28 protein-coding genes and 2 pseudogenes are annotated in these 24,564 nt (G+C 72.4%); 13 read left to right on the top strand and 17 right to left on the bottom strand.

Translation table 11 applies throughout. The features are described 5' to 3' along the window. Positions 1-80 precede the first annotated feature (80 nt). From ACWDX6_RS14560 to ACWDX6_RS14540, 5 genes are all read right to left on the bottom strand, one after another. Positions 81-911, bottom strand: a complete 831-nt coding sequence (locus ACWDX6_RS14560; protein WP_451485277.1) for an LLM class F420-dependent oxidoreductase — start codon at positions 909-911, stop codon at positions 81-83. 80 nt (positions 912-991) lie between these two features. Beyond that, positions 992-1,525, bottom strand: coding sequence for a GNAT family N-acetyltransferase (locus ACWDX6_RS14555; RefSeq protein WP_451485276.1), 534 nt, complete (start codon positions 1,523-1,525; stop codon positions 992-994). Positions 1,526-1,668: 143 nt separating this feature from the next. After that, positions 1,669-2,577, bottom strand: a complete 909-nt coding sequence (locus ACWDX6_RS14550) for an MBL fold metallo-hydrolase (RefSeq protein WP_451485275.1) — start codon at positions 2,575-2,577, stop codon at positions 1,669-1,671. Positions 2,578-2,590: 13 nt separating this feature from the next. Next, complete coding sequence (locus tag ACWDX6_RS14545) at positions 2,591-2,968, bottom strand: lipocalin-like domain-containing protein (RefSeq protein ID WP_451485274.1); 378 nt, start codon at positions 2,966-2,968, stop codon at positions 2,591-2,593. Continuing rightward, a complete protein-coding gene (locus ACWDX6_RS14540) occupies positions 2,955-4,175 on the bottom strand; it encodes an FAD-dependent oxidoreductase (protein WP_451485273.1) in 1,221 nt (406 codons plus the stop codon). Before ACWDX6_RS14540 ends, ACWDX6_RS14545 begins: the two co-directional genes overlap by 14 nt. Before the next feature lie 175 nt (positions 4,176-4,350). Between ACWDX6_RS14540 and wrbA the strand changes: the two genes are divergently transcribed. Next, positions 4,351-4,971 carry an NAD(P)H:quinone oxidoreductase gene (gene wrbA / locus ACWDX6_RS14535; RefSeq protein WP_451485272.1) on the top strand — a complete coding sequence of 207 codons (621 nt, stop codon included), beginning with the start codon at positions 4,351-4,353 and terminating at the stop codon, positions 4,969-4,971. Between the two features lie 97 nt (positions 4,972-5,068). Here wrbA and ACWDX6_RS14530 read toward each other — a convergent pair whose 3' ends face one another. After that, positions 5,069-5,422 carry a winged helix-turn-helix transcriptional regulator gene (locus ACWDX6_RS14530; protein WP_451485271.1) on the bottom strand — a complete coding sequence of 118 codons (354 nt, stop codon included), beginning with the start codon at positions 5,420-5,422 and terminating at the stop codon, positions 5,069-5,071. A gap of 139 nt (positions 5,423-5,561) precedes the next feature. Between ACWDX6_RS14530 and ACWDX6_RS14525 the strand changes: the two genes are divergently transcribed. From ACWDX6_RS14525 to ACWDX6_RS14500, 6 genes are all read left to right on the top strand, one after another. Continuing rightward, positions 5,562-6,035: a luciferase domain-containing protein gene (locus ACWDX6_RS14525; protein WP_451485270.1), complete on the top strand. Its 474-nt coding sequence runs from the start codon at positions 5,562-5,564 to the stop codon at positions 6,033-6,035. Between the two features lie 168 nt (positions 6,036-6,203). Continuing rightward, the gene (locus ACWDX6_RS14520) at positions 6,204-6,536 is read left to right on the top strand and encodes a VOC family protein (RefSeq protein ID WP_451485269.1); all 333 of its coding nucleotides are present in this window, start codon (positions 6,204-6,206) and stop codon (positions 6,534-6,536) included. 108 nt (positions 6,537-6,644) lie between these two features. After that, positions 6,645-7,325 (top strand): YczE/YyaS/YitT family protein, encoded by a 681-nt coding sequence (locus tag ACWDX6_RS14515; protein WP_451485268.1) that lies wholly within the window; start codon positions 6,645-6,647, stop codon positions 7,323-7,325. Continuing rightward, complete coding sequence (locus ACWDX6_RS14510) at positions 7,322-8,356, top strand: aldo/keto reductase (RefSeq protein WP_451485267.1); 1,035 nt, start codon at positions 7,322-7,324, stop codon at positions 8,354-8,356. The genes ACWDX6_RS14515 and ACWDX6_RS14510 overlap by 4 nt, the downstream gene beginning before the upstream one ends. A 28-nt stretch (positions 8,357-8,384) precedes the next feature. Beyond that, positions 8,385-9,626 carry an MFS transporter gene (locus ACWDX6_RS14505; protein WP_451485266.1) on the top strand — a complete coding sequence of 414 codons (1,242 nt, stop codon included), beginning with the start codon at positions 8,385-8,387 and terminating at the stop codon, positions 9,624-9,626. A 58-nt stretch (positions 9,627-9,684) separates the two neighbouring features. Beyond that, positions 9,685-10,293: a response regulator transcription factor gene (locus ACWDX6_RS14500; protein ID WP_451485265.1), complete on the top strand. Its 609-nt coding sequence runs from the start codon at positions 9,685-9,687 to the stop codon at positions 10,291-10,293. Here the strand turns inward: ACWDX6_RS14500 and ACWDX6_RS14495 are convergent. Then, positions 10,226-11,407: a sensor histidine kinase gene (locus tag ACWDX6_RS14495; protein WP_451485264.1), complete on the bottom strand. Its 1,182-nt coding sequence runs from the start codon at positions 11,405-11,407 to the stop codon at positions 10,226-10,228. The two genes, ACWDX6_RS14500 and ACWDX6_RS14495, sit on opposite strands and share 68 nt — an antisense overlap. A 61-nt stretch (positions 11,408-11,468) precedes the next feature. Beyond that, positions 11,469-12,047, bottom strand: coding sequence for a hypothetical protein (locus tag ACWDX6_RS14490; RefSeq protein ID WP_451485263.1), 579 nt, complete (start codon positions 12,045-12,047; stop codon positions 11,469-11,471). Positions 12,048-12,279: 232 nt separating this feature from the next. Here ACWDX6_RS14490 and ACWDX6_RS14485 point away from each other — a divergent pair, with 232 nt between their 5' ends. Then, positions 12,280-13,092, top strand: a complete 813-nt coding sequence (locus tag ACWDX6_RS14485) for an AfsR/SARP family transcriptional regulator (protein ID WP_451485288.1) — start codon at positions 12,280-12,282, stop codon at positions 13,090-13,092. Between the two features lie 131 nt (positions 13,093-13,223). Here ACWDX6_RS14485 and ACWDX6_RS14480 read toward each other — a convergent pair. The 3 genes and pseudogenes from ACWDX6_RS14480 to ACWDX6_RS14470 form a co-directional block, all read right to left on the bottom strand. After that, positions 13,224-13,718: pseudogene (locus ACWDX6_RS14480) on the bottom strand (4'-phosphopantetheinyl transferase family protein); the annotation flags it as partial. A 4-nt stretch (positions 13,719-13,722) separates the two neighbouring features. Continuing rightward, positions 13,723-14,553 (bottom strand): hypothetical protein, encoded by an 831-nt coding sequence (locus ACWDX6_RS14475; protein ID WP_451485262.1) that lies wholly within the window; start codon positions 14,551-14,553, stop codon positions 13,723-13,725. Positions 14,554-14,672: 119 nt separating this feature from the next. Beyond that, positions 14,673-15,131: a nuclear transport factor 2 family protein gene (locus ACWDX6_RS14470; RefSeq protein ID WP_451485261.1), complete on the bottom strand. Its 459-nt coding sequence runs from the start codon at positions 15,129-15,131 to the stop codon at positions 14,673-14,675. A gap of 158 nt (positions 15,132-15,289) precedes the next feature. On the opposite strand from ACWDX6_RS14470, the gene ACWDX6_RS14465 reads away from it, so the two are divergent. Then, positions 15,290-16,075 carry an SDR family NAD(P)-dependent oxidoreductase gene (locus ACWDX6_RS14465; RefSeq protein WP_451485260.1) on the top strand — a complete coding sequence of 262 codons (786 nt, stop codon included), beginning with the start codon at positions 15,290-15,292 and terminating at the stop codon, positions 16,073-16,075. Between the two features lie 70 nt (positions 16,076-16,145). Here the strand turns inward: ACWDX6_RS14465 and ACWDX6_RS14460 are convergent, their stop codons facing one another. From ACWDX6_RS14460 to ACWDX6_RS14445, 4 genes are all read right to left on the bottom strand, one after another. Then, positions 16,146-17,096 carry an aromatase/cyclase gene (locus ACWDX6_RS14460; RefSeq protein WP_451485259.1) on the bottom strand — a complete coding sequence of 317 codons (951 nt, stop codon included), beginning with the start codon at positions 17,094-17,096 and terminating at the stop codon, positions 16,146-16,148. Positions 17,097-17,190: 94 nt separating this feature from the next. Continuing rightward, positions 17,191-17,460 (bottom strand): acyl carrier protein, encoded by a 270-nt coding sequence (locus ACWDX6_RS14455; RefSeq protein WP_451485258.1) that lies wholly within the window; start codon positions 17,458-17,460, stop codon positions 17,191-17,193. 25 nt (positions 17,461-17,485) lie between these two features. After that, a complete protein-coding gene (locus tag ACWDX6_RS14450; protein WP_451485257.1) occupies positions 17,486-18,709 on the bottom strand; it encodes a ketosynthase chain-length factor in 1,224 nt (407 codons plus the stop codon). After that, the gene (locus ACWDX6_RS14445; protein ID WP_451485256.1) at positions 18,706-19,974 is read right to left on the bottom strand and encodes a beta-ketoacyl-[acyl-carrier-protein] synthase family protein; all 1,269 of its coding nucleotides are present in this window, start codon (positions 19,972-19,974) and stop codon (positions 18,706-18,708) included. Before ACWDX6_RS14445 ends, ACWDX6_RS14450 begins: the two co-directional genes overlap by 4 nt. A gap of 176 nt (positions 19,975-20,150) precedes the next feature. Here ACWDX6_RS14445 and ACWDX6_RS14440 point away from each other — a divergent pair, with 176 nt between their 5' ends. Together ACWDX6_RS14440 and ACWDX6_RS14435 are read left to right on the top strand one after the other, a co-directional pair. After that, complete coding sequence (locus tag ACWDX6_RS14440; RefSeq protein ID WP_451485255.1) at positions 20,151-20,906, top strand: GNAT family N-acetyltransferase; 756 nt, start codon at positions 20,151-20,153, stop codon at positions 20,904-20,906. 120 nt (positions 20,907-21,026) lie between these two features. Continuing rightward, entirely contained in the window at positions 21,027-21,497 is a 471-nt protein-coding gene (locus ACWDX6_RS14435; protein ID WP_451485254.1) for a carboxymuconolactone decarboxylase family protein, read from the top strand. A gap of 90 nt (positions 21,498-21,587) precedes the next feature. On the opposite strand, the gene ACWDX6_RS14430 is transcribed toward ACWDX6_RS14435, so the two are convergent. Beyond that, positions 21,588-23,153 carry an APC family permease gene (locus ACWDX6_RS14430; protein ID WP_451485253.1) on the bottom strand — a complete coding sequence of 522 codons (1,566 nt, stop codon included), beginning with the start codon at positions 23,151-23,153 and terminating at the stop codon, positions 21,588-21,590. Between the two features lie 280 nt (positions 23,154-23,433). Continuing rightward, positions 23,434-23,595 (bottom strand): annotated as a pseudogene (locus tag ACWDX6_RS14425) (aldehyde dehydrogenase family protein); the annotation flags it as partial. A gap of 169 nt (positions 23,596-23,764) precedes the next feature. Between ACWDX6_RS14425 and ACWDX6_RS14420 the strand changes: the two are divergent. Both ACWDX6_RS14420 and ACWDX6_RS14415 read left to right on the top strand, forming a co-directional pair. Beyond that, entirely contained in the window at positions 23,765-23,986 is a 222-nt protein-coding gene (locus tag ACWDX6_RS14420; protein ID WP_403293144.1) for a type II toxin-antitoxin system VapB family antitoxin, read from the top strand. Continuing rightward, complete coding sequence (locus ACWDX6_RS14415) at positions 23,983-24,393, top strand: PIN domain-containing protein (RefSeq protein ID WP_451485252.1); 411 nt, start codon at positions 23,983-23,985, stop codon at positions 24,391-24,393. Before ACWDX6_RS14420 ends, ACWDX6_RS14415 begins: the two co-directional genes overlap by 4 nt. Positions 24,394-24,564: the final 171 nt, after the last annotated feature.

Below are 24,564 nucleotides of genomic sequence, written 5' to 3'. Positions count from 1 at the left end.
CATACGAGGGGCCTCCGACGGCGGAACCGTGACCACGGCCCGGGGCTCGGCGCAGGCCGAGTGTTCCGGGCGCGTCGATGTCACAGGTACCGCGCGAAGTCGTCCAGGACCGCGAGCACCTCCCCCTCCTCCCCCGGCGGAAGCTGGAGCACCACCTCCTCGCAGCCCAGCTCCTCGTAGTGCGCCAGCTTCCCCGGGTTCGGCCGGACCGCGTACGGCACGACCTGGAGCGCCTCGGGGTCCCGGCCCGCCTTCTGCCAGGTCTCGCGCAGGAGCGGTACGGATTCCGACAGGCCGCGGCCGCCGATCGGCATCCAGCCGTCCGCGTACGCGGCGATCTGCGCGAAGAGCTTCGGTCCCGCCTTGCCGCCGAGGAGGGTGCGCGGGGCGCCGCCCGCCGGCTTGGGGTAGGCGTGGGAGGCGCGCACCGACACCCCGAACGCGCCTTGGTACGCCGTCGGCTCCGGCGCCCACAGCGCCCGCATCAGCCGCATCCGCTCCTGGGTGAGTTCGCGCCGCGTCGCCCACTCCACGCCGTGGTCGGCGGCCTCCTCCCGGTTCCAGCCGAAGCCGACGCCGAGGGTGAAGCGGCCGCCCGACAGATGGTCGAGGGTGGCGACCTGCTTGGCCAGGTCGATGGGGTCGTGCTGGGCGACCAGCGTGATGCCGGTGCCCAGCGCGAGCCGTTCGGTGACGGCGGCGGCCTGGCCGAGGGCGACGAAGGGGTCGAGGGTACGGCCGTACTCGCGGGGCAGTTCCCCGCCCGCCGGGTACGGAGTCGTCCGCTCGACGGGGATATGGGTGTGCTCGGGGAGATAGAGCCCGGCGAAGCCGCGCCGCTCCAGCTCGCGCGCGAGCCGCACGGGGGTGATGGTCTCGTCGGTCAGGAAGATCGTGGTCGAGATCCGCATGCGGCCACGCTAGGGCGTACGAAGCGGATTCACGAGAGCCGTTCCTGGTCCGCCGGCCCGGTGTTCCCGGAGGCGCCGGGTCAGCCCTGGTACTCGGTGAGGTCGATGGCGTACACGCGCAGCGGGACCCCGAAGACCGGGTGGTTGACGTCGCTCTCCGGGGTCATGCCGAGCTTGCGCATGACGTTCTCGGAGGCCGTGTCGCTGATGTGGGCGATGCCGACCACCCGGTCGAGGCCGCGGTCCTGAAGGGCGAACTCCAGCGCCGCGTGGGCGGCCTCGGAGGCGTACCCCTGGCCCCAGAACGGCCGTCCGAGCCGCCAGCCGATCCCGACGGCTGGGAGCACCTCGGGGAGGAACTCGGGCACGGACAGGCCGGCGAAGCCGATCAGCTCGCCGGAGGCGATGAGCTCGACGGCGAAGAACCCGAAGCCCTCCTCGTCCCACTCCTCCTCCCACCGCTCGATGTCCTCGGCGGTCTCCTCCAGATCCCGGACGGAACCGTCCCCGATCCAGCGCATGACCTCCGGATCCGCGTTGATCTCGGCCATCGGGACGAGGTCGTCGTCGGTCCAGCGGCGGAGGATGAGGCGGGGCGTACGGATCTCGGTCATGGGGTCCATCCTGCCGGAGACGGGCAGGCCCGGCCGCCTCAGGGGCGGCCGGGGTGCCCGGGGGGCCGGTTTCCCGGCGGCGTCAGGGGCGGCCGGGGCGCCGGGGGCACCCGTTCCGGCGGCCGCGCGCCGGCACGGGCGCGTCAGGCGTGGCAGACCGGGGCGCCGCCGCGGTACTCGATCATTTCCTGGAACAGCGCGCCCATGTCGATCGGCGACCCCGGCACCGCGCCGCGCAGCTCGGCGTAGGCGCGGTGCAGGTTGGGGACGAGGCGCTCGGGGTCCAGGAGGTGGAGCCAGGGGGCCGGGTCGGTCTCGCGGGCCACCTCCAGAGGGGTGAGACCGGCTTCCTCGCCCTGCTGGGCCAGCTCCCGGATCCAGAGCAGATACCGCTCGGCCTCCGCCAGCACCTCGGGGCCGGCGACCGGGCCGTGGCCGGTCACGACGGTGACGGGGTCGAGGGCTGCCAGCTCACGGATGGCGGCGAGGGAGCCCGAGAGCGACCCCATGGGGAAGAACGGGGTGACTCCGGACATCACCAGGTCGCCGGTGAAAAGCACCCGCTGCTCGGGCAGCCACACCACGGTGTCGTTGACGGTGTGGGCGGTGCCCATGTTCCGCAGCTCGGCGCGGACCGGGCCGACATGGAGGGTGAGCCGGCTCTCGTACGTGAGGGTGGGCGGTGCCACGGAGATCTCGCCCCAGCACACCTCGGGCCAGAGTCCGGTGAGGTGGAGCCCCACCTGCTCCATCTCGGTGCGGGTGCCGGCGTGGCCGACGACGACCGCCTCGGGGAAGAGGCAGTTGCCGAAGGTGTGGTCGCCGTGGGAGTGCGTGTTGACGACGACCCGGGGGGCGGGCCCGACGGTCAGCGCGGCCTCCCGCAGCGCGCGGGCCCGCCGCTCGGTGGCGGCGGTGTCGATGAGCGCGCTGTCGCCGTCGGCGGTGATGAGACCCGCGTTGTTCAGGCACCACCCCCCGTCGGGCTGGATGTAGGCGTGGACGTGCTCGGCGACTTCTTCGAGCCGTGGCGTGCCGGTCGTGCTGGTCACATTCGCTCCGTGGTCATGCGCGCTTCCAGGTCAGTACGCGGTGGCGCGGGAGGCCGTCGACGAGGGCCGAGCCGCGCAGGGTGAGCAGATCGCCGTCGAGGACGAGGGTGCGGGTCTGTTCGGTGCCCGCCCAGGCGGGGTTGGAGCACACCTCGATGGCGTGGACGACGGTGTCGGGCGCGGTACGGCGCCAGGTCCCGGCGTAGCCCAGGTAGTTGACGAGGGAGGGCACCGGTTCGCCGCGGCCCATGTTCACGGACATGAAGCCGTCGGCGTAGAAGAGCAGCCCGTACGGGTCGGGGCCGAGGGGGCCTTCGCCGACGCCGCCCCGCCCGTCCTCGTCGAAGTACGAGACGAGCCGCCACCGGCCCAGGAGTTCACGGTCGGACACGGGCTGCTCCTCCTACGGACTCGGGACGGATGCCGAGGGCGATCAGCCGGGCGAGGACGCGCGGCACGACGGGGAACCTCCGGCACATCCGGACCACCAGGGGCCGGTCCGTGCCCTTGCGGGAGGCGCTCGGATAGAGGTCGCCCAGCAGGTGCAGCTGCATCAGCTGGATGACGCGCATCGGCAGTTCGCGCCGGCGCTGCACCGAGCGGAGCTCCGCCTCGGAGGGTGCGCGCCCGGCCCGGAGCGCGGGACCGAGGATCCGGGCCGCGGCGACGGCGTCCTGCACGGCCAGGTTGATGCCGACCCCGCCGGCCGGGGACATGGCGTGGGCGGCGTCCCCGATGCACAGCAGGCCCGGCCGGTACCAGCGGCGGAGCCGGTCGACCCGTACGTCGAGGAGCTTGATGTCGTCCCAGTCGCGGATCTCCTCGGCCAGCCGGCCGGCGAACCCCGGGTGTGCGCGGGCCACGTCGGCGCGGAACCGGTCGAGACCGGCCGCGCGCACCGCTTCGTACCCGCCCTTGGGGATCATCTGGACGGACTGCCAGTACGTGCCCCGGTTGATGCACACCACCAGATAGCCGGCGCCGGCCTTGATGGTGGGGACGGTCTCGCCCTCGGTGCGGCTCAGCCGGAACCACAGGGCGTCCATCGGCGCGGCGTCGCCCTTGACGTCGAGACCGCCGGACGCTCGGACGGCGGAGCGCCTGCCGTCGGCGCCGACGACGAGCTTCGCCCGCACTTCGAGCGGCCCGTCCGGGGTCTTGGCGACCACTCCGGTGACCCTGCCGCGCTCCTCGATCACGTCGGTGACCTCGGCCCGCTGCTCCAGGCGGAAGCCGGGAAGGTCGCGGGCGGCTCCGGCGAGGAAGTCGAGTACGTCCCACTGGGGCATGAAGGCCATGAACCGGAACGCGCCGGGGAGCCGGCGGAAGTCGGCGAAGACGGCCGGCCCCATCGCGGTCTCCATGGTCATGGCCTCGGCCTTGGCGTGGGGGATCTTCAGGAAGTCCTGGAGCAGGCCGAGTTCGTCCATGACGCGGAGCGTCGAGGGGTGGACGGTGTCGCCCCGGAAGTCCCGCAGGAAGTCGGGGTGCTTCTCCAGGACGGTGACACGGACGCCCTGCCGGGCCAGCAGCAGACCGGTCATCAGGCCGCCCGGTCCGCCGCCGACGACGCAGGCGTCGACTTCTTCGGTCCTCACCGCTCGCTCCTCCACTCCGCCGGGGGAGACGAGCGTGCCCGGGGCACCTTGAGGACCGGTCGAGAACGGCCTGGGCGCTTACGGGAAAGCCACTTTCCTCTAGGTAATGACTATCCCAGGCATAGTAATTTCGGGGCACCCCTTGACGCGATGTGACTCGATCGGAGACCTCACGATGAGCAATGCCACCAAGCTCGCCGTCATCTACTACTCGTCGACCGGTATCGGCACCGAGATCGCCCGGGAGCTCGGCGAGGCGGCGGAGAAGGCCGGCGCCGAGGTGCGGGTGCGCCGGGTCGCCGAGCTCGCCCCGCAGGCCGCCATCGAGGCCAACCCGGCCTGGGCGGCCAACCACCGGGCCACCGCGGAGATCCCGGAGGCCGCGGGGTCCGACGTGGACTGGGCGGACGCGGTGATCTTCGGCGGCCCGACCCGGTTCGGCAATGTGTCGTCCCAGCTCAAGCAGTTCATCGACACGCTCGGCCCGCTGTGGGCGGAGGGCAGGCTGGCCGACAAGGTCTACAGCGGCTTCACCTCGTCGGCCACGCTCCACGGCGGCCAGGAGTCCACCCTCCTCGCGCTGTACAACTCCTTCCACCACTTCGGCGGCATCGTCGTGGCGCCCGGCTTCGTGGACCACGGCAAGTGGGCGGACGGCAACCCGTACGGCACCTCGCACGTGGACGGCAACGGCTCCCTCGCGGTCGACGACGTGGCGCGCGCCGCGGCTCGTATCCAGGCCGAGCGGGTGGTGCGCATCGCCACCGCCGTACGCAAGGGCCTCGCGGCGGCCTGACGCCCGCCCCTGGCACGCGGATGCCCGCCCGGCAGATCGTCCTGCCGGGCGGGCGTCCGCGCGCCCGGGCCCCTGCGGGGGCTCACGGGGGCTGTTCTCAGTCGCCCTGGTAGGCCACGCGGGCGGCGAGCACCTCGGCCAGGTGCTGGTCGGACCAGTCGGCGAGGGCGTTGAAGACGGGGATGAGCGTGCGGGCGAGTTCGGTCGACTCGTACTCGACGCGCGGCGGCATCTCCGCGTAGTACGTACGCGTCACCAGCCCGTCCGCCTCCAGTTGGCGCAGTCGCTGCGTCAGCACCTTGGGGGTGCAGTCGGGCAGCAGCTTCTGCACCTCGGTGAAGCGCAGCTTTCCGTGGTGGTTGAGCACCCACAGGACCGGGGTCGTCCACCGGCCGAAGACCAGGTCGATCACCGGGGTGATGGGGCAGGGGCCGCCCTCGGCGCCCCTCATCCCGCGCCCCTCACGTGGCCGATTCGCGCTCAAGATTCCTCCCGGGGCAGTCACTATCCATTAGGTAATCACTATATCCAGGGTAGTAGCGTCGGTCGCGTGCCGCCAAGGCGCAGGTGGGTCTCAGAAAGGAGCGGCCATGACCACGCGTGTGGACATCCCCGAACGGTCCGGTGAGCGGCCTTCGACCGGCCGACCGGTGCACAGCCAGCTCGATCAGAACGCTCCCGTGGAGTTCCACCGGGAACTGTGGCGCCGGATGAGGGCGCTGGAGGGCGTGACGCCCGGCCGCAGCCATGTGTCGCTGCCGCAGAGCCTCGCGCTGCACCTCGGCACGGAGTACGCCTCCGGGCCCGACAGCGCCTACTTCGCGGGCACCGAGTTCGCGCATCTGCACAGCGCCAACGACGGGAGCCTGCACGTGATGCTGCCGCCGGCGGACGCCGCGGAAGCCATCGCCAAGGGCTGGGCGGAACCTCACCCCATGGTCGCGCCCGGCTTTCTGCCGCCGACCGCGGTCATGCTCTACGGCCCGCGCGACGACGACGAACTCGCCGTCGTCTGGCGGCTGATCGAGCGGAGCTACGCCTTCGCCCGCGGTGAGCTCTCCTGAACCGGTCGGGCTGTGATCCGCACCCCCTGAACCGGTTCCGCTGTGATCCGCACCCCTTGAAGCGCCCCCGAAGGCGCCCCTGGAACGCGCCCCCGAGAAGCGCGCCCACAGGCACGCCTCCCCGGGAAGCGCGTCCCCCGACCAGACGAGAGAACAGGACAGGACGACATGACCCCTTCCTCCTTCGGGAAGTTCGCCGTGCTCGCCATCAAGACCCGCGACCTTCCGGCCATGACCGCCTTCTACCGCGACGTCCTGGGCCTTGAGCCCAAGGCCGCCGGCGAGACGTTCTCGGCCTTCCACACCGGAGCCGGCGGCGAGCTCGTGCTCTGGAACGACGCGGCCGGCCCCTTCGTCCCCGGATTCGCCGGCGCCGACCTGGAGGCGGCGCGCGAGGCGCTCCTCGACGCGAAGCCGACCGAGATCGAGGACCACCCCGGCGGCAAGCACTTCTACCTCACCGACCCCGACGGCAACACCATCGCCTTCAGCAACGGCTGACGCGCGGTCGGCTCGGACGACACGCCGGCCGGACCCCCGGCCGGCGCGCCGCGAGAACCGCCACCCCTCCGTCCGGACCACCCCCATCGGACCGAAGGATTCCGTCCCATGCCCGCCACCACCCCCGTCCGCCGCGCACGGTTACAGCGGCTCGGCGTCTATCTCGCCGGGTGCGTCGTCTTCGCCGCCGGTGCCACGCTCTTCATCCACTCCGCGTACGGTGTCGACCCCCTCGACACCCTCGCCCTCGGACTCCTCGAGCACGTTCCGCTCACCATCGGCATCGCCCAGGCCCTCGTGGCCGTCGTCTGCATCGCCCTCTGGTCGGTGTGGAACCGGCGCCGCCCCGTCCTCTCGCCCTTCGTCACCTTCCTGCTGTGCGGCAGCCTGATCGACCTCATGCGGCTCACCGACACCTCCGCGCTGCCCCGCCCGGTCCAGCTCGCCATCGGCGTCCTGCTCTGCGCGTACGGCTCGGCTCTCATCATCATGAGCGGCATCGGCATCCGGGCCATGGACCTGGTCGTCATCACCATGACCCAGCGCTGGCGTTGGCCGTTCTGGGTGGCCAAGGCCTCCGTCGAGGCCGTGCTGCTGGCCGTCGGCTGGGTCCTCGGCGGACCGGTCGGCGTCGGCACCCTCTGCTTCCTCGTCTTCGTCGACGGCCTCATCCAGCCCTTCATGGCGTTCAACCGGCGCGCCCTGCGCCTGGAGAACCGCGGCCTGGTCCTGGCCGGATCGCACGCCGCCGCCCCCGCCCCCAGCGCACGGATCCGAGGTGCCGCATGACCACCAACCCGCTGCCCGTCCGCCCCCTGGGCACCACCGGCATGGACATCTCGCCCGTCGGACTCGGCGCCTGGTCGCTGGGCGGCTCCGACTGGGGGCCCCAGGACGACGCCGACTCGATCGCCACCATCCACCGCGCCGTCGCCACCGGCGTCAACTGGATCGACACCGCCGCCGCCTACGGCCTGGGCCACTCCGAGGAGGTCATCGGCCGGGCCCTGGCCGGGCTGCCCTCGGCGGAACGCCCGTACCTCTTCACCAAGTGCGGTGTGGTCCCCGACCCGGGCGGCCTGCGCAAGGTGATGACCGCCGACAGCGTCCGGCGCGAGCTGGAGGACTCGCTGCGCCGGCTCGGTGTCGAGCACATCGACCTCTACCAGGTGCACTGGCCGGGCGACGGGCGGCTGCTCGCCTGGGGCCCGGTCACCGAGGACCCCTCGGCCCCGGTGCCCGGCACCCCGCTGGAGGAGTACTGGCAGACCATGGACGACCTGCGCCGTGAGGGCAAGGTCAGGGCCATCGGGCTGTCCAACCACGGTGTCGACGAGCTGAAGCGGGCCGCCGCCGTCGCGCCGGTCGACGCCGTCCAGCCGCCGTTCTCCGCCCTGGACCGCGGCGCCGCCGACGTCCTCGCCTGGTGCGACGCGCACGGCGTCGGCGCGCTCGTCTACCAGTCGCTCAAGTCCGGGCTGCTCTCCGGCACCTTCTCCGCCGAGCGGGTCGCCGCCCTGCCCCCGACCGACTGGCGCCGCGGCGCACCGGACTTCACCACCGGCCTGGCCGCCAACCTCGCCGTCGCCGAGGTCCTGCGCACCGTCGCCCGACGGCACGGCGCCACGGTCACGGCCGTGGCCGTCGCCTGGGCGCTCGCCTGGCCGGGGGTCGCCGGGGCGATCGTCGGCGCCCGCCGCCCCGGGCAGATCGCCGACTGGCCGCAGGCGGCGACGCTCCGGCTCACCGCGGCCGACCTCGACGAGATCGCGGACGGCATCCGCGCCCAGGTGCCCGACCCCGGGCCCGTACGTCCCTGAACCCCCCACGGTCACACGGAGGCTGCTCATGTCCTCACCGGACTCGGCACCACGCGCCACACCCCGGGCGGCGGCACTTCCCGTCCTGCTGCTCGCCTCGACCCTGGCCGTGATGGCCGGGGCCATGATCACCCCTGTACTCGAGGTCATCCGCGGCGATCTCGACCTCAGCGGGACCGCCGCCGGTCTCGTCATCACCGCGCACGGTCTCGCCATCGCCGTCACCAGCCCGGTGGTCGGCCGGCTGATCGACCGCTACGGCGTGCGCGGACCGCTGGCCGGCGGACTCGTGCTGTACGGAGTCGCCGGCGCCGCCGGCCTGTTCACCGACGACTACGCCGCGCTGATCGCCGGCCGGTTCGTCTTCGGCGCCGGCGCCGCCGCCGTCTTCAGCGGTACGACGGTGGCGCTGCTCGCGCTCTACCAGGGCCCCGAGCGGGACCGGGTGATGGGCTGGCGCTCCACCGCGACCAGTCTGGGCGGGGTCGTCTGGCCGCTGATCGGCGGCGCTCTGGGCGGCCTGTCCTGGCATGCCCCGTTCGCCGTCTACCTCGTCGGCGTCCCCATCGGCCTGGCCGCGCTGTTCGTGCTGCCGGCCGGCTCCACCGGTCCGAAGGGGACCACCGGCGGCGTCCTGCCGCTGCTGCGGGAGCGCCCGGCCCTGCTCGGCTACTACGCCCTCCAGGCCGTCGCCGCGATCCTGCTGTACGGGGTGGCGGTCTTCCTGCCCCAGCGGCTCGCCCGGATCGGCGTCGAGGAGCCGTTCCTGGTCTCCCTCTACACCGTGGTGATGATGGCCGCCATGAGCCTCGTGGGGCTGGTGTACGCGAAGCTGCGCGCCGCCGCCGGCTATCCCGCCCTGCTGCGGACGGCCGCGCTGACCTGGGTGGTGTCGTTCGTCCTGCTCGGCACCGTGGACCAGCCCTGGCTGCTGCTCGTCGCCCCGATGCTGTTCGGCCTGGGGCAGGGCATCGCCTTCCCCGCCCTGACGGTGCTGGTGGGCGAGGCGGCGCCGGCCGAACGGCGGGGGCAGGCCACCTCCTTGTCCGGTACGGCCAACTTCGCCGGGCAGTTCGTCTCACCGCTGCTGCTCGGCCCCGTCGTCGCCGCGACCTCGCTCACGACCGGATTCCTCGCGGCCGCCGCGCTCTCCGCGGTGGTGTTCCTCGCCCTCCTGAGAATGCGCCACACCGAACGCCAGAACCCTCAGAACCCGCCAACATCCAAGGATGACCTGACACTTAACGCTCCCGGAACGAAATCCTCCTAGCTTTCGGCCCGACACCGCGCCAACCATGAGCACAACCGGGAACCCGAGGGGGCGGACGATGATACGGCTCTTACTGGCCGAGGACATGCACATGGTCCGCGGGGCGCTGGTCGCCCTGCTTGAGCTCGAATCCGATCTGGAAGTCGTGTCCGAACTGGAGCGCGGCGACACCATCGTCGCGGAGGCACGCAGACACAAGCCCGACGTCGCCGTCATCGACATCGACCTGCCGGGCCTCGACGGACTGACCGCGGCGGAACGACTCCATGAGGAGGTCCCGGACTGCCGCAGTCTCATCCTCACCAGCCTCGGCCGGCCGGGGACGCTGCGTCGCGCGCTGGACGCCCAGGTCGGCGGCTACCTCCTCAAGGACGCGCCGCCCGGCCAGCTCGCCGTCGCCATCAGGAAGGTCGCCGAAGGCCGGCAGGCCATCGACCCCTCACTCGCCCTGGCCGCCTGGTCCAGCGCCGAGAACCCGCTCACCCAGCGGGAGATCGACACGCTGCGGCTGGCGGCCGAGGGGGCCGGATCGTCGGAGATCGCCGACCAGCTGCATCTGGCCGTCGGCACCATCCGCAACTACCTGACGTCCGCCGTCCTCAAGCTCCACGCGCGCAATCGACTGGACGCGATTCTGATCGCCCAGGACGCCGGGTGGCTGCACTGAGCACCGGCGGCGGCAGGGGGCACTCGGCCACCAGGTGAAACCAGCCGGCGCCGTCCACCGACGCGGACAGGGTGCCGCCCGCCTCCGCGACCCGCCGGGCCAGGCTGTCCAGACCGCTGCCCTGCGCCCGGGGGCGGGAGCGGGCGCCCGAGGCACCGTCGTTGGACAGCACCAGCCGGATCCGGCCCCGCTCCTCCTGGAGCCGGATCCGGCACACGCCCGCCCTGCTGTGCCGCAGCAGGTTGGCGACGCCCTCCCGCAGCACGGTGGCCAGCAGGGTGCCGACCCGGTGATCGAGCGTCCCCTGCTCCCAGGGCCGGCCGGTCCTGCCGCCCTGGGTGGCCGGGCCCTCGACGGTCACCCGCATCCCGGACGAGCTCAACACCTCGCGTACGGAGGCGATCTCGTCGGCCAGGGACAGCATGCGGTAGCTCTCCGCCAGCGCCCGGGTCTCCTCCAGGGCCTTGCGCGAGATGTCGAGGATCTCCCGCAGCTCGCGCCGGGCCCGCTCCTCGTCCCGGCCGAGGAACCGTTCCGTCACCTCCGCCTTGAGGGTGAGGGCGGACAGGCTGTAGCCGAGCAGATCGTGCAGGTCCCGGCCGAACCTCCGCCGCTCCCGCGCGGTGACCAGTCGCAGCAGCTCGCCGCGTTCGCCGGCCGGATCGGGCCGCCGGGACGCGCTCCCGAGCAGGCCGTGGCAGAGCAGCCATGCCACCAGGCAGTCCGCCGTCAGCTCCAGGTCCACCCACAGCGGCAGCCGGACCAGCCAGGCGATCGCGACGGCGGCGGCCAGCGCCAGGAGTGTCAGGGAGCCCCAGACCAGGCGCGCGCGGCGCGGCGCCGGCCGGGTCCGGCCCCGCAGCAGCCCGTACGCCAGCGGCACACAGGAGACGAGCAGCAGGGCGGCCGTGAAGCCCAGCACCTCCGGGGCGGAGCCGCCGCCGGCGACCAGGCAGCCCACCCCCGACACGCCGACCAGGCCCTGCACCACCGCCGCGAGGATGATCTCCGAGCCGCCGACCGGATTCGGACTGAATAATTCCGCGAAGTCGCGGGTGTCCCGTCCGCCGTCCGACGGCCGGCGTGCCCTGTCGTCCACCCCGAATTCCGACATCCGTCCCACCCCCTCCAGCAGACGCCAGGCGCCTGAGACATTTGAAAGGGATACTACGCGCTCAGGAGATCGTCACCATTCCCGTGCCGGCGAAGTAACGCAGTATTTCGCAAGACACCGAAATAGGCGTGGGAAGGGCCCGTACCGATCGTCCCAGGCACCCCCTGCGCCCGATGACGCGCACCACCTCGCAGACCTCCGCGCGGTGCATCTCGACGCAGTAGCGGCCCCCCGCGGCCACCATCACCGGGCCGTTCTCCCCCGCCCGGAAGGCCACCCCGGCGGCCAGCCGCACGCGCTGGTCGGGTCCGGCCGAGCCTGGCCGGAACCGTGCGTCGTCGGCGATCGGCACCACCGACAGCAGCGGCCCGCCCAGATCCTCCGGCCCGAGGGAGCGCACCACCAGGTGGGCGAGCCTGGTCAGCACCGGCACGAGCAGGGGATGTTCGGGGCCACTGCGGTCGTCCGTGACGTTCTCCAGGAGCGAGGGCCCCAGTGTCATCCGGTCGAGGGCCCGCAGCACCAGCGGGTGCGGACAGCGCAGCCGCACCGTCCCGGAGCCGCTCAGGACATGGACATCCCCTCCCGCGCCGGCCGCCCGCAGCCGGACGTCTTCCCGCAAGGACCACAACGATTTCATCGGCGACTCTTCCCGTCCTGCCGTCTCGGTCGCGGGCGGGATTCTTCCGCACCCCTTCTCCTTTCACCAGTGAATTGCTCATGGGCGGCCCGTGAGTTTCTCACACCCTGAATAACTCATATTCGGCTCATGACGGGTTCACTGGGGCCGGGCGTACGCCACTGGCAATCTCGGAATCCTCGTGACCGGTCCAGTGCCGGACGCCCATGGGATCAGAACCGGAGGCATGGTGTTGCACATCGAAGTCCTCGGCCCGCTGCATGTCGCGGTCCGGGGCGTGTCCATCGTCCCGACCGCTGGAAAACCACGCCAACTGCTGGCACTGCTCGCCCAGCACGCCGGGCACATCGTCTCCGTACCGACCCTGGTCGAGGAGATCTGGGGAGACGAGGCCCCGCGCAGCGTGTCGACCACCCTCCAGACCTATGTGCTGCAGGTACGCCGCAAGATCACCACCGCGCTCGAGCAGGTGTCCCCCGGCAGCGGCGCCGACGCCAAGGCCCTGCTGACCACAACGTACGGCGGCTACCGCCTCGCCGCCCCCGAACGCCCCGGCGACGCAGCCCGGTTCGAGGAGCTGGCCGGGCAGGGCATCACCGCCCTGGAGGCCGGCGATCCCCGGCGCGCCTCCGCCGTCCTGCGCCGGGCGCTCGACCTGTGGCGCGGCCCCGCCCTCGTCGACGTGCCGGTGGGCCGGGTCCTGGAGCTGGAGGTCCTCGCCCTCGACGAAGCCAGGGCCCGGGCCCTGGAGCTGCGGATCGAGGCCGATCTTCAGCTCGGCCGGCACGCCACGCTCATCGGCGAACTGCGGGTGCTCACCGCCCGGCAGCCGCTGCACGAGGGCCACCGCGCCCAGTTGATGCTGGCGTTCTACCGCTCGGGCCATCCGTGGCGCGCGCTGGAGACGTTCCAGCAGTTGCGGGCGGCGCTGCGCGAGGAGCTCGGGGTCGAGCCGTCGCCCCGCCTCCAGCGGCTGCACCAGCAGGTGCTCTCGGGCGCCCCGCAGCTCGAACGGGACTCCTCGTACGAGACGTTCGCCAGCTGACGTACGGCCCAGCTCACCACGCACCCCGCCACATCGGGATCGGTGCCGAACCGCCACCGGTCCCGCTCGGACGGATCCACGGGGCGGCCGTCCGGGCCCCGCGGGCCGTACCCGGCCGGGCCGCGGACCAGGCCGAAGGCCGTGAACGGCAGCCGCAGCCCCACGCCCAGCGCCTTGGTGTACGCCTCCTTGCGCGTCCACAGCCGTACGAGAGCGGCGTTGCGCTCCTCCTCCGGCAGCGCGGCGAGGGCGCTTCGTTCGTACGGGGTCGTCATCTCGGCCACCAGCGGCGTGCCGTACACACCGCGCCCCGCGGGCTCGACGTCGACGCCGACCCGGCCCCTCGCGCTCACCGCCGCCACCAGCAGACCGCGGGTGTGGCCGAGGCTCACCTCCAGCTCCGGGTGGCCGCGCAGATAGGGCCGGCCGCCGGGGGCCCGGCCCAGTTCCAGCGCGCCGGGCGGCCGCCGTAGGGCCGCGCCCGCGGCGGTCAGGGCGAGCCGGCGGGCCCCCTCCGGCCAGTGGGACGGATACCCGGCGACCACCGCGAGCCCGTCGTCGCGCACCGCGGCGCGCACCGCCCGCCAGGACTCGTCCGGCCGGACGAGCGGCACCTGAGAGGCCATGGGGTCAGACGGCCGTCAGGGCGGGGGCGGGGCGGCCGAACGGCGACCGGGTGGGGCCCGCCCCGGCGGCGGGCGGCCCGCCGAGCGCGACCGCCACCTCGTAGACCTCGTCGCGCCACTCGGTGGCGGCCCGCGTCGGGACGGCCCGGGACAGGCCGATGACCAGCCGGTGCAGGGCCGCGACCAGGCAGATCCGGTCGCCGGACCGCCGCAGGCGGGGGGAGCCGGGGACGCGCCAGCCGTCCAGGCAGGCGGCGGCCGCGGTCAGCAGCGCGTACCGGTCGGCGAGCGCCCACGGGCCGGGGCCGCCCCCGTCGTTCCCCGGTCCGTCCGGGCGCGTCAGGGCGGTGGCCCGTACCACCAACTCCGCGCGCTCCTCTTCGAGGACCCGGACCAGGGAGCCCAGCGCGCGGGGCAGGGCCTGGGCGGGGGCGGCGGTGACCGGCCGGGCCAGCCGGTCGTCCCCGGCGGCAAGCGCCGGCAGCCGCGCCGCCACGTCCCGGGTGCGCGCGGCGGCGCCGGGGGCCGAGGCGGCCGTCTCCAGGCGCCGCACCTGGTCGCGGTAGCGGGCGGCGGGTCCGCCCGTCTCGTGCAGCCGCGCGCCGAGCGCCGCGGCGAGACCGTCGGCGCCGTCGAGCAGCAGCCGGGGGGAGAGATAGCGGGCGACCACGGCGGCGGCGGGCCGCTCCACGGCGGCGTGACCGAGCCGGTGGCAGGCCCACAGATCGGCGTAGGCCCCGGCGACGGCGGCCCGCGCGCGGGCGGACGGGCGTCCGGCGGCGGTGACCGCCTCGATCACCGCGTGCAGCGCGCTCTCGGCCGCGGTGAGCGGCATGCGCGCCGGGCCACCCGCCGGCATCGAGGGCAGACCCGCCGGGCCCGGCGCCGGCCCACCCGCCGGAACCTGCGTCAGCGCCCCCGCCCGGACCCGCGCCGGAGCACGCGTGGCCCCGTTCATACGGCATCGGGCAGGTGGTCGTAGCTGACCGTACGGGAGCGTGTCGACACCTCGTCGCCGTCGACGACCAGCACGTCGTGGACCACACAGCTGGGCCAGACCTCCGGGCGTTCGCCCGGCCTGATCCGGACGATCAGCGCGTAGACCGTGGAGCGGTAGCTTCCGTCGGGCTGCGGGTCCAGGACGAGCTGGTTGAAGTAGTGCCGCCGCCGCACCGGGTCGTCCGCGAACTTCTCGTGGAAGCGGTTGAGTTCGGCGACGATGCCGGGCCGGGTGCGGGCCGGCTCGGTGCCCGGGGTGTGCTGGAAGGTGCCGTCCTCGGTGAAGGTGGCGGCGTACTCCTCGAAGCGCCCGTCGTCCAGCGCCTGCATCTGCCGGGCGTAGAAGTGCTGGACGAGGGCGTACAGACCGGTCCGTACACCGGTCGGTACCGGGGTGGCGGTCTCGGCGGTCATCATGCTCCTCCAGGGTTCGTCGGCTGCGTCGACGATCGCTCCGGCCGCTCGAACCGCCCTTGAGCGGCAAGGGATTCGATCCCCGTTCCAGCGGCGCTCAAGGCCACCGCAGCAGGCTCGGCGGGTATCCACGACCGGAGCTGCACAGGAGGACAACAATGACAACGGCAGTCAGGCCGGTGGCCCTGGTGACCGGCGCGACCAGCGGCATCGGCCTCGAGATCACCCGGCGGCTCGCGGGGCTCGGCGCCCGGGTCTTCGTCTGCGCCCGGCAGCAGGAGCCGCTGACCACGCTGATCAAGGAGGAGCGGGACGCCGGGCACGATGTCGACGGCATCGTCTGCGACGTCTCCGACCACAGCCAGATCAAGGCGTATGTGAAGGCGGCGGTGGACCGCTTCGGCCCGGTCGACATCCTGGTCAACAACGCCGGCCGCAGCGGCGGCGGCGCGACCGCCGAGATCCCCGACGAGCTGTGGCTCGACGTGATCAACACCAATCTCAACAGCGTCTTCCTGATGACCAAGGAGGTGCTGACGACCGGCGGCATGCTCGGCAGGGAGCGCGGTCGGATCATCAGCATCGCCTCCACCGGCGGCAAGCAGGGCGTGGTCCACGCCGCCCCGTACTCGGCCTCCAAGCACGGTGTCGTCGGCTTCACCAAGGCCCTCGGCCTGGAGCTCGCCCGTACCGGCATCACCGTCAACGCGGTCTGCCCCGGCTTCGTGGAGACGCCGATGGCCGAGCGGGTACGCGAGCACTACGCGTCCATCTGGGGCGTGAGCGAGCAGGAGACCCACGACCGGATCACCACCCGGGTGCCGATCGGCCGCTATGTGGAGACCCGCGAGGTCGCCGCCATGGTCGAGTACCTGGTCGGCGACGACGCCGCGGCCGTGACGGCGCAGGCGCTCAACGTCTGCGGCGGCCTGGGCAACTACTGAGCCGGTCCCCCGACGCGCGGATGCCCGGCCCCTCCTGTCCTGGAGGGGCCGGGCATCCGCGTCCGCGCGCTCAGCGCACCGCGCTGCCGTGCTCCTGCGCGTAGGCCGCCGCGTGCGTCATCGTGGTCAGGCTGTTGCGGCCCAGCGCCTCGCGCAGATACCGGCGCGCGTCGGCGAGGGTGGCCCCCGCGCCGAGCACCTCCTCGACGGCCGACGGATCGATGGCCACCGTGTGCCGGGAGACGGCGACCGGGCCGTCCGGCCCGTCCGTGAAGGTCCACAGCCCGCTGTGCCCGCTCAGCAGCCGCGGCATCTCCAGCTGCTTGTACGCGATCCAGCTCGGCTCCCGGCAGACGCGCACCGACCGGGTGCGGTGCGCGCTGCCGTCGGCGGTGACGGTGTCCATCTCCAGGGTCTGGATGCCCGGGACGTCCTCGGTGAGACGGGCGCGGGAGACGTGCGGGAGACGCTCCGCCCACAGGTCGGCGCGGTCGACGAAGGCGTACGCGGCGGCCGCCGTGCCGGTCAGCGGCACGGTGTCGGTGAAGGAGAACACCACCTCCTCGACGTCGGCGCCGAGTTGGGCGATCCGGGCGAGCGCGGCGAGCTCCTGGGGGCTGTTGCGGTCGAGCGCCCGGTGGATCCGTTCCAGGGTCGCCGGGTCCTCGTCGAGCGCGGCGAACCGGTGCCGCAGCACCACCTCGGTGCGGCCACCGGGTAGGGCGCGGAAGAGCCAGCCGCCGCTCATGGAGGCGAACGGAGGTGCGCTGCGCTCCTGCCGGAAGGCGATGTAGAGCCGTTCGGGGTCCAGGACGCGGCGGGAGACCCAGCTGACCACCTCGCCGTTGACCTGGGCCCAGATCTCGAAGCGCTCGTCGCGCTCACCGTGCTCCAGGTGGTGGACGTGGACGCTGGGGCCGAAGATCGCCGGCCAGCGGGTGGTGTCGGCGACCAGGTCGTAGAGGGTGCGCGGCGGGGCGTCGACGACCAGGGTGTGCTCGGTGCGGTGGATCGTGGTCACGTTCGGTTCTCTCCTCCGTACGGGCGTCGGAACGGACGGCGGGGCCCGCCCCCGGGGAACCCGGGGGCCGGCCCCGTGGGGGTCGCCGGAGCGGTCAGACCGCGGTGGCGGGTACCGAGCCGTTGACGATGTCGAGCAGGGCGCGGGGCGTCTCGACCTCGGCGACGTCGTCGTCGCTGAGGTCGACGCCGTACTCCTGCTTGATGCGGGCGGCGCTCTCCATCAGGGCGAGGGAGTCGTAGCCGAGGTCCTCGAAGGTGAGGTCGAGGATGTCCCCGCTGAGGTCGATGCCGTCGTCCTCGCCCGCGCAGGCGACGAGGATGCGGCGCAGGTCGTCCAGGGTCATCAGGGGTGTCCGGGTCATGGCGTTCGGTCTCCTCGGGGTGGGGTCAGGGGGTGGGGGCGGTGACGACCAGGGCGGAGTTGAAGCCCCAGCGGCCGCGGGCCAGCACGAGCACGGTGGTGACCGGCAGTTCGCGCGGTTCGCCGAGCACCAGGTCGAGGCCGTACTCCTCCGGCACCTCCGTGGTGCCGGCGGTTCCGGGCACCACCTGGTCGCGGATCGACATCAGGGCCGCGACCACGTCGACGGGTCCGCCGCCCGAGTACATCCGGCCGGTGAGCGTCTTGGGCGCGGTGACCGGGACTCCGCGCGGCCCGAAGACGCCGGTGATCGCCTCGGCCTCGATCCGGTCGAGCGCGGGGACTCCGGCCGCGTCGGCGTACACCACGTCCACGTCTGCTGGTGTCACCCCGGCCTGGGCGAGGGCCAGTTCGGCCGCCCGACGCAGGCCGGGCGGGCGGCCGGAGCCGGGGGCCGGGTCGAAGGTCGCGGCGTACCCCGCGATCTCGCCGTACAGCTTGGGGGCGCCCCGTTCGGCGGCCGACGAGGCGTCCTCGACGATGAGAATCGCCCCGCCCTCGCCCGGCACATGGCCGCGGGCGTGGGCGTCGAAGGGCAGATAGGCGCGGGCCGGGTCGTCGGACGTGGAGACCAGGCCGCCGGCGAGCTGGGAGGCCCAGCCCCAGGGGTCGAACGCGGAGTCGACGCCGCCGCTGAGCACCAGCCTGGTGCCGCTCGCGATCGTACGGCGGGCGTGGCCGATCGCGTCCAGCCCGCCGGCCTGCTCCGCGACCAGGGCCGCGCTGGGTCCGCGCATCGCGTTGCGGATGGAGATCTGGCCGGTGTTGACGGCGTAGAACCAGGCGAACGACTCGTACACCGAGACGAACTCCGGCCCTTGGGCCCAGAGCTTCTGGAACTCCTGGTGGGTGAAGTCGAATCCGCCGAGCGCGTTGGCCGTGACCACCCCCATCTCGTAGTCGGGCAGGGTGTCGGGGGTGACGGCCGCGTCCGCCAGCGCCCAGTCGGCGGCCGCCAGGGCGTAGCGGGTGGAGACGTCCGTCTGCGGCAGCAGCCGGCTCGGCAGATGGTCCTTCGCCTCGAAGTCGAGGATCTGTCCGGCGAGCCGGGACGGGAAGGCGGTGGTGTCGAACCGGGTCAGCTCGGAGATTCCGCTGTTCCCGGTGAGCGCCGACTTCCAGTACTCCTCGGCTCCCAGGCCGCCGGGCGCGGCGACCGCCACCCCGGTGACCACGGTACGTGCGCTCATCGGCCCGCCACCTCCGGTCGGTGCAGCACCATCGCGCTCTGGAAGCCGCCGAAGCCGCTGCCCACCGACAGGACGGTGTCGACCCGCTGCTCGCGCGCCGTCAGCGGCACGTAGTCCAGGTCGCACTCCGGGTCGGGCGTGTGCAGGTTGGCGGTGGGCGGGACGACGCCGTGCTCGATGGCCAGCGCGGACGCGGCGATCTCGATGGAGCCGATCGCGCCGAGCGAGTGCCCGACCATCGACTTGATGGAGCTGACCGGCACGTCGTAGGCGTGCTGGCCGAGGCTGCGCTTGAACGCGGCGGTCTCGTGCCGGTCGTTCTGCTTGGTGCCGGAGCCGTGGGCGTTGATGTAGTCGATGACGGTGCCGTCGAGGCGCGCCTCGTCGAGCGCGACGCGGATCGCCTCGGCCATCTCGCGGCCGTCCTTCTTGAGCCCGGTCATGTGGTGGGCGTTGCAGCGGGTGGCGTAGCCGCCGATCTCGGCGTAAATGTGCGCGCCGCGCCGCTTGGCCGCCTCGTACTCCTCCAGGACGAACATGGCGGCACCCTCGGCGAGGACGAAGCCGTTGCGCGAGCCGTCGAAGGGCCGGGAGGCGTGGGCGGGATCGTCGTTGCGCGGGGTGGTCGCCTTGATGGCGTCGAAGCAGGCGACGACGATCGGCGAGATGGGGGTGTCGGACGCTCCGGCGAGCACCGTGTCGACCGTGCCCTCGCGGATGAGCTGCACGCCGTAGCCGACGGCGTCGAGTCCGGAGGTGCAGCCGTCGGAGACCATGGTCACCGGTCCCTCGGCACCGACGGTCCAGGCGACTTCGGCCGGCATCACGCCGGGGCTGAGGTAGTCGAACATGTGCGGCGAGAGGTAGCCGGGGTCGACCACCCACTCCTTGCCCGCGTCCGACATGACCAGGTACTCGTTCTCCAGGCTGGTCGCGGAGGCGACGGCGCTGCCGAGGCTGACGCCGACGCGGTACGGGTCGAGCGAGCCGATCTCCAGGCCGCTGTCGGCGACCGCGTCGCGCGCGCACACCACGGCGAACTGGGTGGCGCGGTCCATCCGGCGGATCTCGCGAGGGCTCAGGCCCTCCGCGCGGGCGTCGAAGTCGACCTCGCCGGCGATCCTGGAGCGGAAGGGTGAGGCGTCGAAGAAGGAGATGGAACGGGTGGCCGTACGCCCTTCCGACAGCAGCCCCCAGAACTCCTTCGTCCCGGCGCCGCCCGGCGTGCGGACACCGATCCCGGTGATGACGACGCGGCGGTTCATGGCCGGCGTCCTGTCGTAGTCCACTGCTGTTCATCGCTGCTCATGCCCAGCAGGCTGGCCCAGGCGCCTTGAGCCGGACTCGAACGCGGGCAGGGCGCGGCACGAGCGGGCGGGTGGGAGGCGGCGCTGCCGTGCACGCGGAAAACTCCAGGCGCTCGGTTGCGGCGGGTGTTTGGATGATCTTCATGCTGACGCGACTCGAGAGCTATTACGACGCCGTCCCGCGCTCCGCCGCCCGTGCGGAGGAGTTCGGGCCGCTGACCCTCTTCGTCCGGGAGGGGGAGGGCTGGCCGTACTACGCGCGACCCTCGCTGGGGTACGCCGGGGAGGTGGCGGCCGCCGACGTGGACCGGGTACGGGCGCGGCAGCGGGAGCTGGGGGTGCCCGAGGCGTTCGAGTGGGTGGCGGAGACGACGCCGGGGCTGCGGGCCGCCGTCGAGGAGAGCGGGCTCGTGGTGAGCGAGCACCCGCTGATGGTGCTGGACGGCGAGGGTGTGCCGGCCGCCGCGCCCGAGGGTGTCACCGTACGGATGGTCGGCGCCGACGATCCGGTCCTGCCGAGCGCGGCCGCCGCGCCGTACGCGGCCTTCGGCGTCGCGCCGCCGCCGGGCGCGGCCGCCCAGGTCGCCGCCAGGATCACGGCGGGGCTCACACGCCTCGCCGCCGCCCTGGACGCGGACGGCACGGCGCTGTGCGCGGGTCAGCACCAGCCGGTCGGCGCGGTCTCGGAGGTCGTCGGGGTCGGCACGCTGCCGGCCGCTCGCCGCCGCGGTCTGGGACTGGCGGTGACCGCCGCCCTGGTCGCCGACGCCCGGGCGCGGGGTGTGGAGACGGTCTTCCTGACGGCCACGGACGGTGACGTGGCCCGGCTGTACGGCCGGCTGGGGTTCCGTACGGCGGGGACGGGCCTGATCGCCGAGCCCGCCTCCTGACCCGGCCTGCCGAGAACGCGGCAGAAATTCTCTCCGGACGTGTCACATCGGTGTCCCGCGCTCCGTCGATGCGGTGAGGCCGACGGAAACGGCCGCACCGACCGCCGAGGAGCGACCACCATGCAGCACGAACTCAAGGCCCGGCTCACCAACCCCGCCGCCCTCCTGCCGGGGGCCCTGCCGGCCATTCAGGACCTGCTCGAGGTCACCCGTCAGGGAGGAGTCCCGGAGTCCACCCTGGAGCTGGTGCACCTGCGGGCCAGCCAGATCAACGGCTGCGGCTTCTGCGTCGACTTCGGGGTCAGGAGCGCGAGGAAGGCGGGCGTGAGCGACGAGCAGCTGTTCACGGTCGCCGCGTGGCGCGAGGCGCCGTACTTCTCCGCGGAGGAGCGGGCCGCCCTGGCGCTGGCGGAGGCGGCGACCCGGATCGCGGACACCTCGGACGCCGTGCCGGACCCGGTCTGGGACGAGGCCGCCGCGCACTACGACGAGAAGCAGCTCGCCGCGATCGTGCTGATGGTCGGGATCACCAACCTCTTCAACCGGGTCAACGTCACCACGCGGCAGCCCGCGGGCACCGTCACCTGGTAGCCCCGGCTCCCCTGGACGCACGAGAAGGTGGCGGGACCCCGTCCGGTCCCGCCACCTTCGTACAGGTGACTCAGATGTGATCGGTGCCGGTCAGTCGGCGACCACCAGCGAAGGCGTCTCCTTCGTCAGCACCTCGCCGCGGAAGAAGGCCGGGCTCCTGCGCTGCATGACCACCATGATCACCGCGCCGAGCAGCAGCAGTCCGACACCGATGACGAAGACGGAGCCGACGCCGAGCACCGAGGAGCCGCTGCCGTAGGCCGGGTCCCACATGTCGTACAGCGTCTTGCCGAAGACCGCGGTCAGCATCAGGCCGCCGACGCCGGGGAAGACGCCCTTGACCATCAGGTTGGCGAACGAGCCGGTCAGCTCCTTGCGGAAGAACCAGACGCAGGCGAAGGCCGTGATCGAGTAGTAGAAGCAGATCATCAGGCCGAGGGCGTAGATCGTGTCGACCAGGACGTTCTCGCTGACCAGGCTCATCACCGCGTAGAAGACGCCCGTGGCGACACCGGCCCAGACGGTGGCGCGGCCCGGCGTCTTGAAGCGCGGGTTCACCCGGGCGAAGGCCGCGGGCAGCGCCTCGTACGTGCTCATGGCGAGCGCGGTACGGGCGACCGGGATGAAGGTGGTCTGGAGGCTGGCGGCGGCCGAGGCGAGGACGGCGACGAAGAGCAGGACGCCGAGGCCGGAGCCCATGATCGGGCCGGCGAGGACGGCGAAGACGTTGTCGGAGGTGTCCGGGTTGCCGAGGCCGGTGCCCTCCTCGCCGATGCCCGCGTACATCTGCACGGCGATGGCGACCAGCAGGTAGGAGGCGACGATGACGACCATGGCGAGGAGCGCGGAGCGGCCGGGGGTGCGGGCGCTGCCGGTGCTCTCCTCGTTGATGGACAGGCAGGCGTCCCAGCCCCAGTAGATGAAGATCGACAGGGAGAGGCCGGCGGTGAAGGCCGAGAAGGACTCGACGCCGAAGGGGTTCAGCCAGGTGAGGGAGAAGTCGAGCGACCCGGCGACCTGGTCCGCCTTGCTGATCGCCATGAAGGCGAAGATCACGATGACGGTGAGCTGGAGGCCGACGAGGGCGTACTGGACCCACTTGGTGGCGGTGATGCCGCGGTAGCTGATCGCCGTGGCGATGCCGATGAAGACCAGCGTGGTGAGGATGTGGACGGCCTTGTTGCCGTCGAGGGCCGCGACGCTCTCGCTGCCGGTGACCTCCCCCGCGGTGAGCCAGAAGAAGGAGGTGGCGACGCCGGCGAGGTTGGACAGGACGACGATGGTGGCGACCAGCAGGCCCCAGCCGCACATCCAGCCGACCTTGGGTCCGAAGGCCTTCACGGACCAGGTGAAGGAGGTGCCGCAGTCGGGCAGGGCCCGGTTCAGCTCGCGGTAGGCGAAGGCCACCAGGAGCATCGGGAGGAAGCCCGCGAGGAAGATCGCGGGCATCTGGAGTCCGACCTCGCCGACCGTGGGGCCGAGCGTGGAGGTCAGACAGTAGACGGGGGCGACGGTCGAGATGCCGATGACGGCGCCGCCCATCAGCCCGACGGAGTTCCCGCCGAGGCCCTTCGTGCGCACGCCGTGGGTGTCGCCGGGGGCGTCGACGCCCCTTACCGTGTCTCCGGCCATGGGCCGTGCATCCATCTGAGTCATGAGCAGGACGTTAGGTGCTGCGGTTTCCACATCCGGAAGATCGGAATCCACTCAGCCCATCGATCTTTACCTTGCATTGCGGGACACAAACCGGACAGTCACCAATGATTGAAAGATCGACCATTCGCCGCACCGGCCGATTGGTTGGCACATCGAGGGATGTCCGATATGCGGGAACCGCAGCCGAGCCCGAAATGTCCGAATTCAAAATTTCCCGTGCTTGTTTTCCGGCCATCTCCCGGAGGACACCCGGAGGTCTCCCGAAGGCCGCGTCCGGTGATCAACCGGGCCGGACCGCCGCCTGCGTCTCACTGTAGGCGCGCGGGGCGTACGAGCCGACGTCCCGCCCCACACCGCCCTTCTTGAACCCGCCGAACGGCGCCTCCATGTTCCGGCCCGCGGTGTTCACCCCGACGCCACCGGCCCGCAGCCGCGCCGCGACGACCGGGCCGACCATGGGAGACCTGGCACCTGACGATCCGCCAGGCAGCGGGAGGGCCCCTCGTCACCGCCGGCCCCCATCAGGCAAGGGGTTCGCCGACGTCGGCGGCCGCCAGGAATGTTGGTGGCGTATGATTTTTTGTACATAACCCACACGCGGGAGGCGCGGCATGGCTGTGACCCAGATCGACATAGACGATGACGCACTGCAACGCGCCATGGCCCTGTCCAAGGCCCGGACCAAGAAGGAGGCGGTCAACCTGGCCCTCCGCTTCTATGCCGACCGGCAGGACCGGGCAGCGCGCATCAGCCGTCACTTCGAGCGTGCCCGCACATGGGGAGCGATCGAGGACGCCGAGCGTCGGCATCAAGCCGAGAAGGACAGTCGGTGATCTATCTTCTCGACACGTCCGGTCTTGTCCGGCTGCTCAGTGACGCGGGACTCCAGTCCGCGTGGTACGACGCCGTCGACGCCGAGGCGATCGCGTCCTGCTACCCGCAGCGCGCCGAGTTCCTCTACAGCGCTCGGAGCAGTCGCGAGTACGACGAGATCGCCGAGATGTTCAGCGATCTCTACCCCGACGTAGCGGTCCCGAAGAACGCCGGACGCTGGATCAGCTCCGTCCAGCACCGGATGGCGAGGGCCGGAGAACACAGGAGCGCCTCGGCCGTCGATCTGATCACCGCCGCCACAGCGGCCCATCACGGCCTGACCGTCCTCCACGACGACGTCGACTACCGCACCATCGCCCGGCACGCGGCCGACCTGAGCGAGCTCAGCGTCCACGACGTCCGCTGATCGGCCAGGGCCGCCAGAGCCCCTCCGGCGTCAGACCCGGCAGATCGATCGAGCCGCGGCGCGGTCGTCACCGCGATGATGTTCGGGAAGGTCTCCACGCGCTCCACGGCAGCACTGAACTGACGATCCGTCAGCTCTCGGGGTACCCGGATCTGTGGCAGGACTTGTGCA

This window comes from Streptomyces sp. NPDC003027 (genome assembly GCF_053591435.1).
This window is presented reverse-complemented; position numbering and strand designations above follow the sequence as displayed.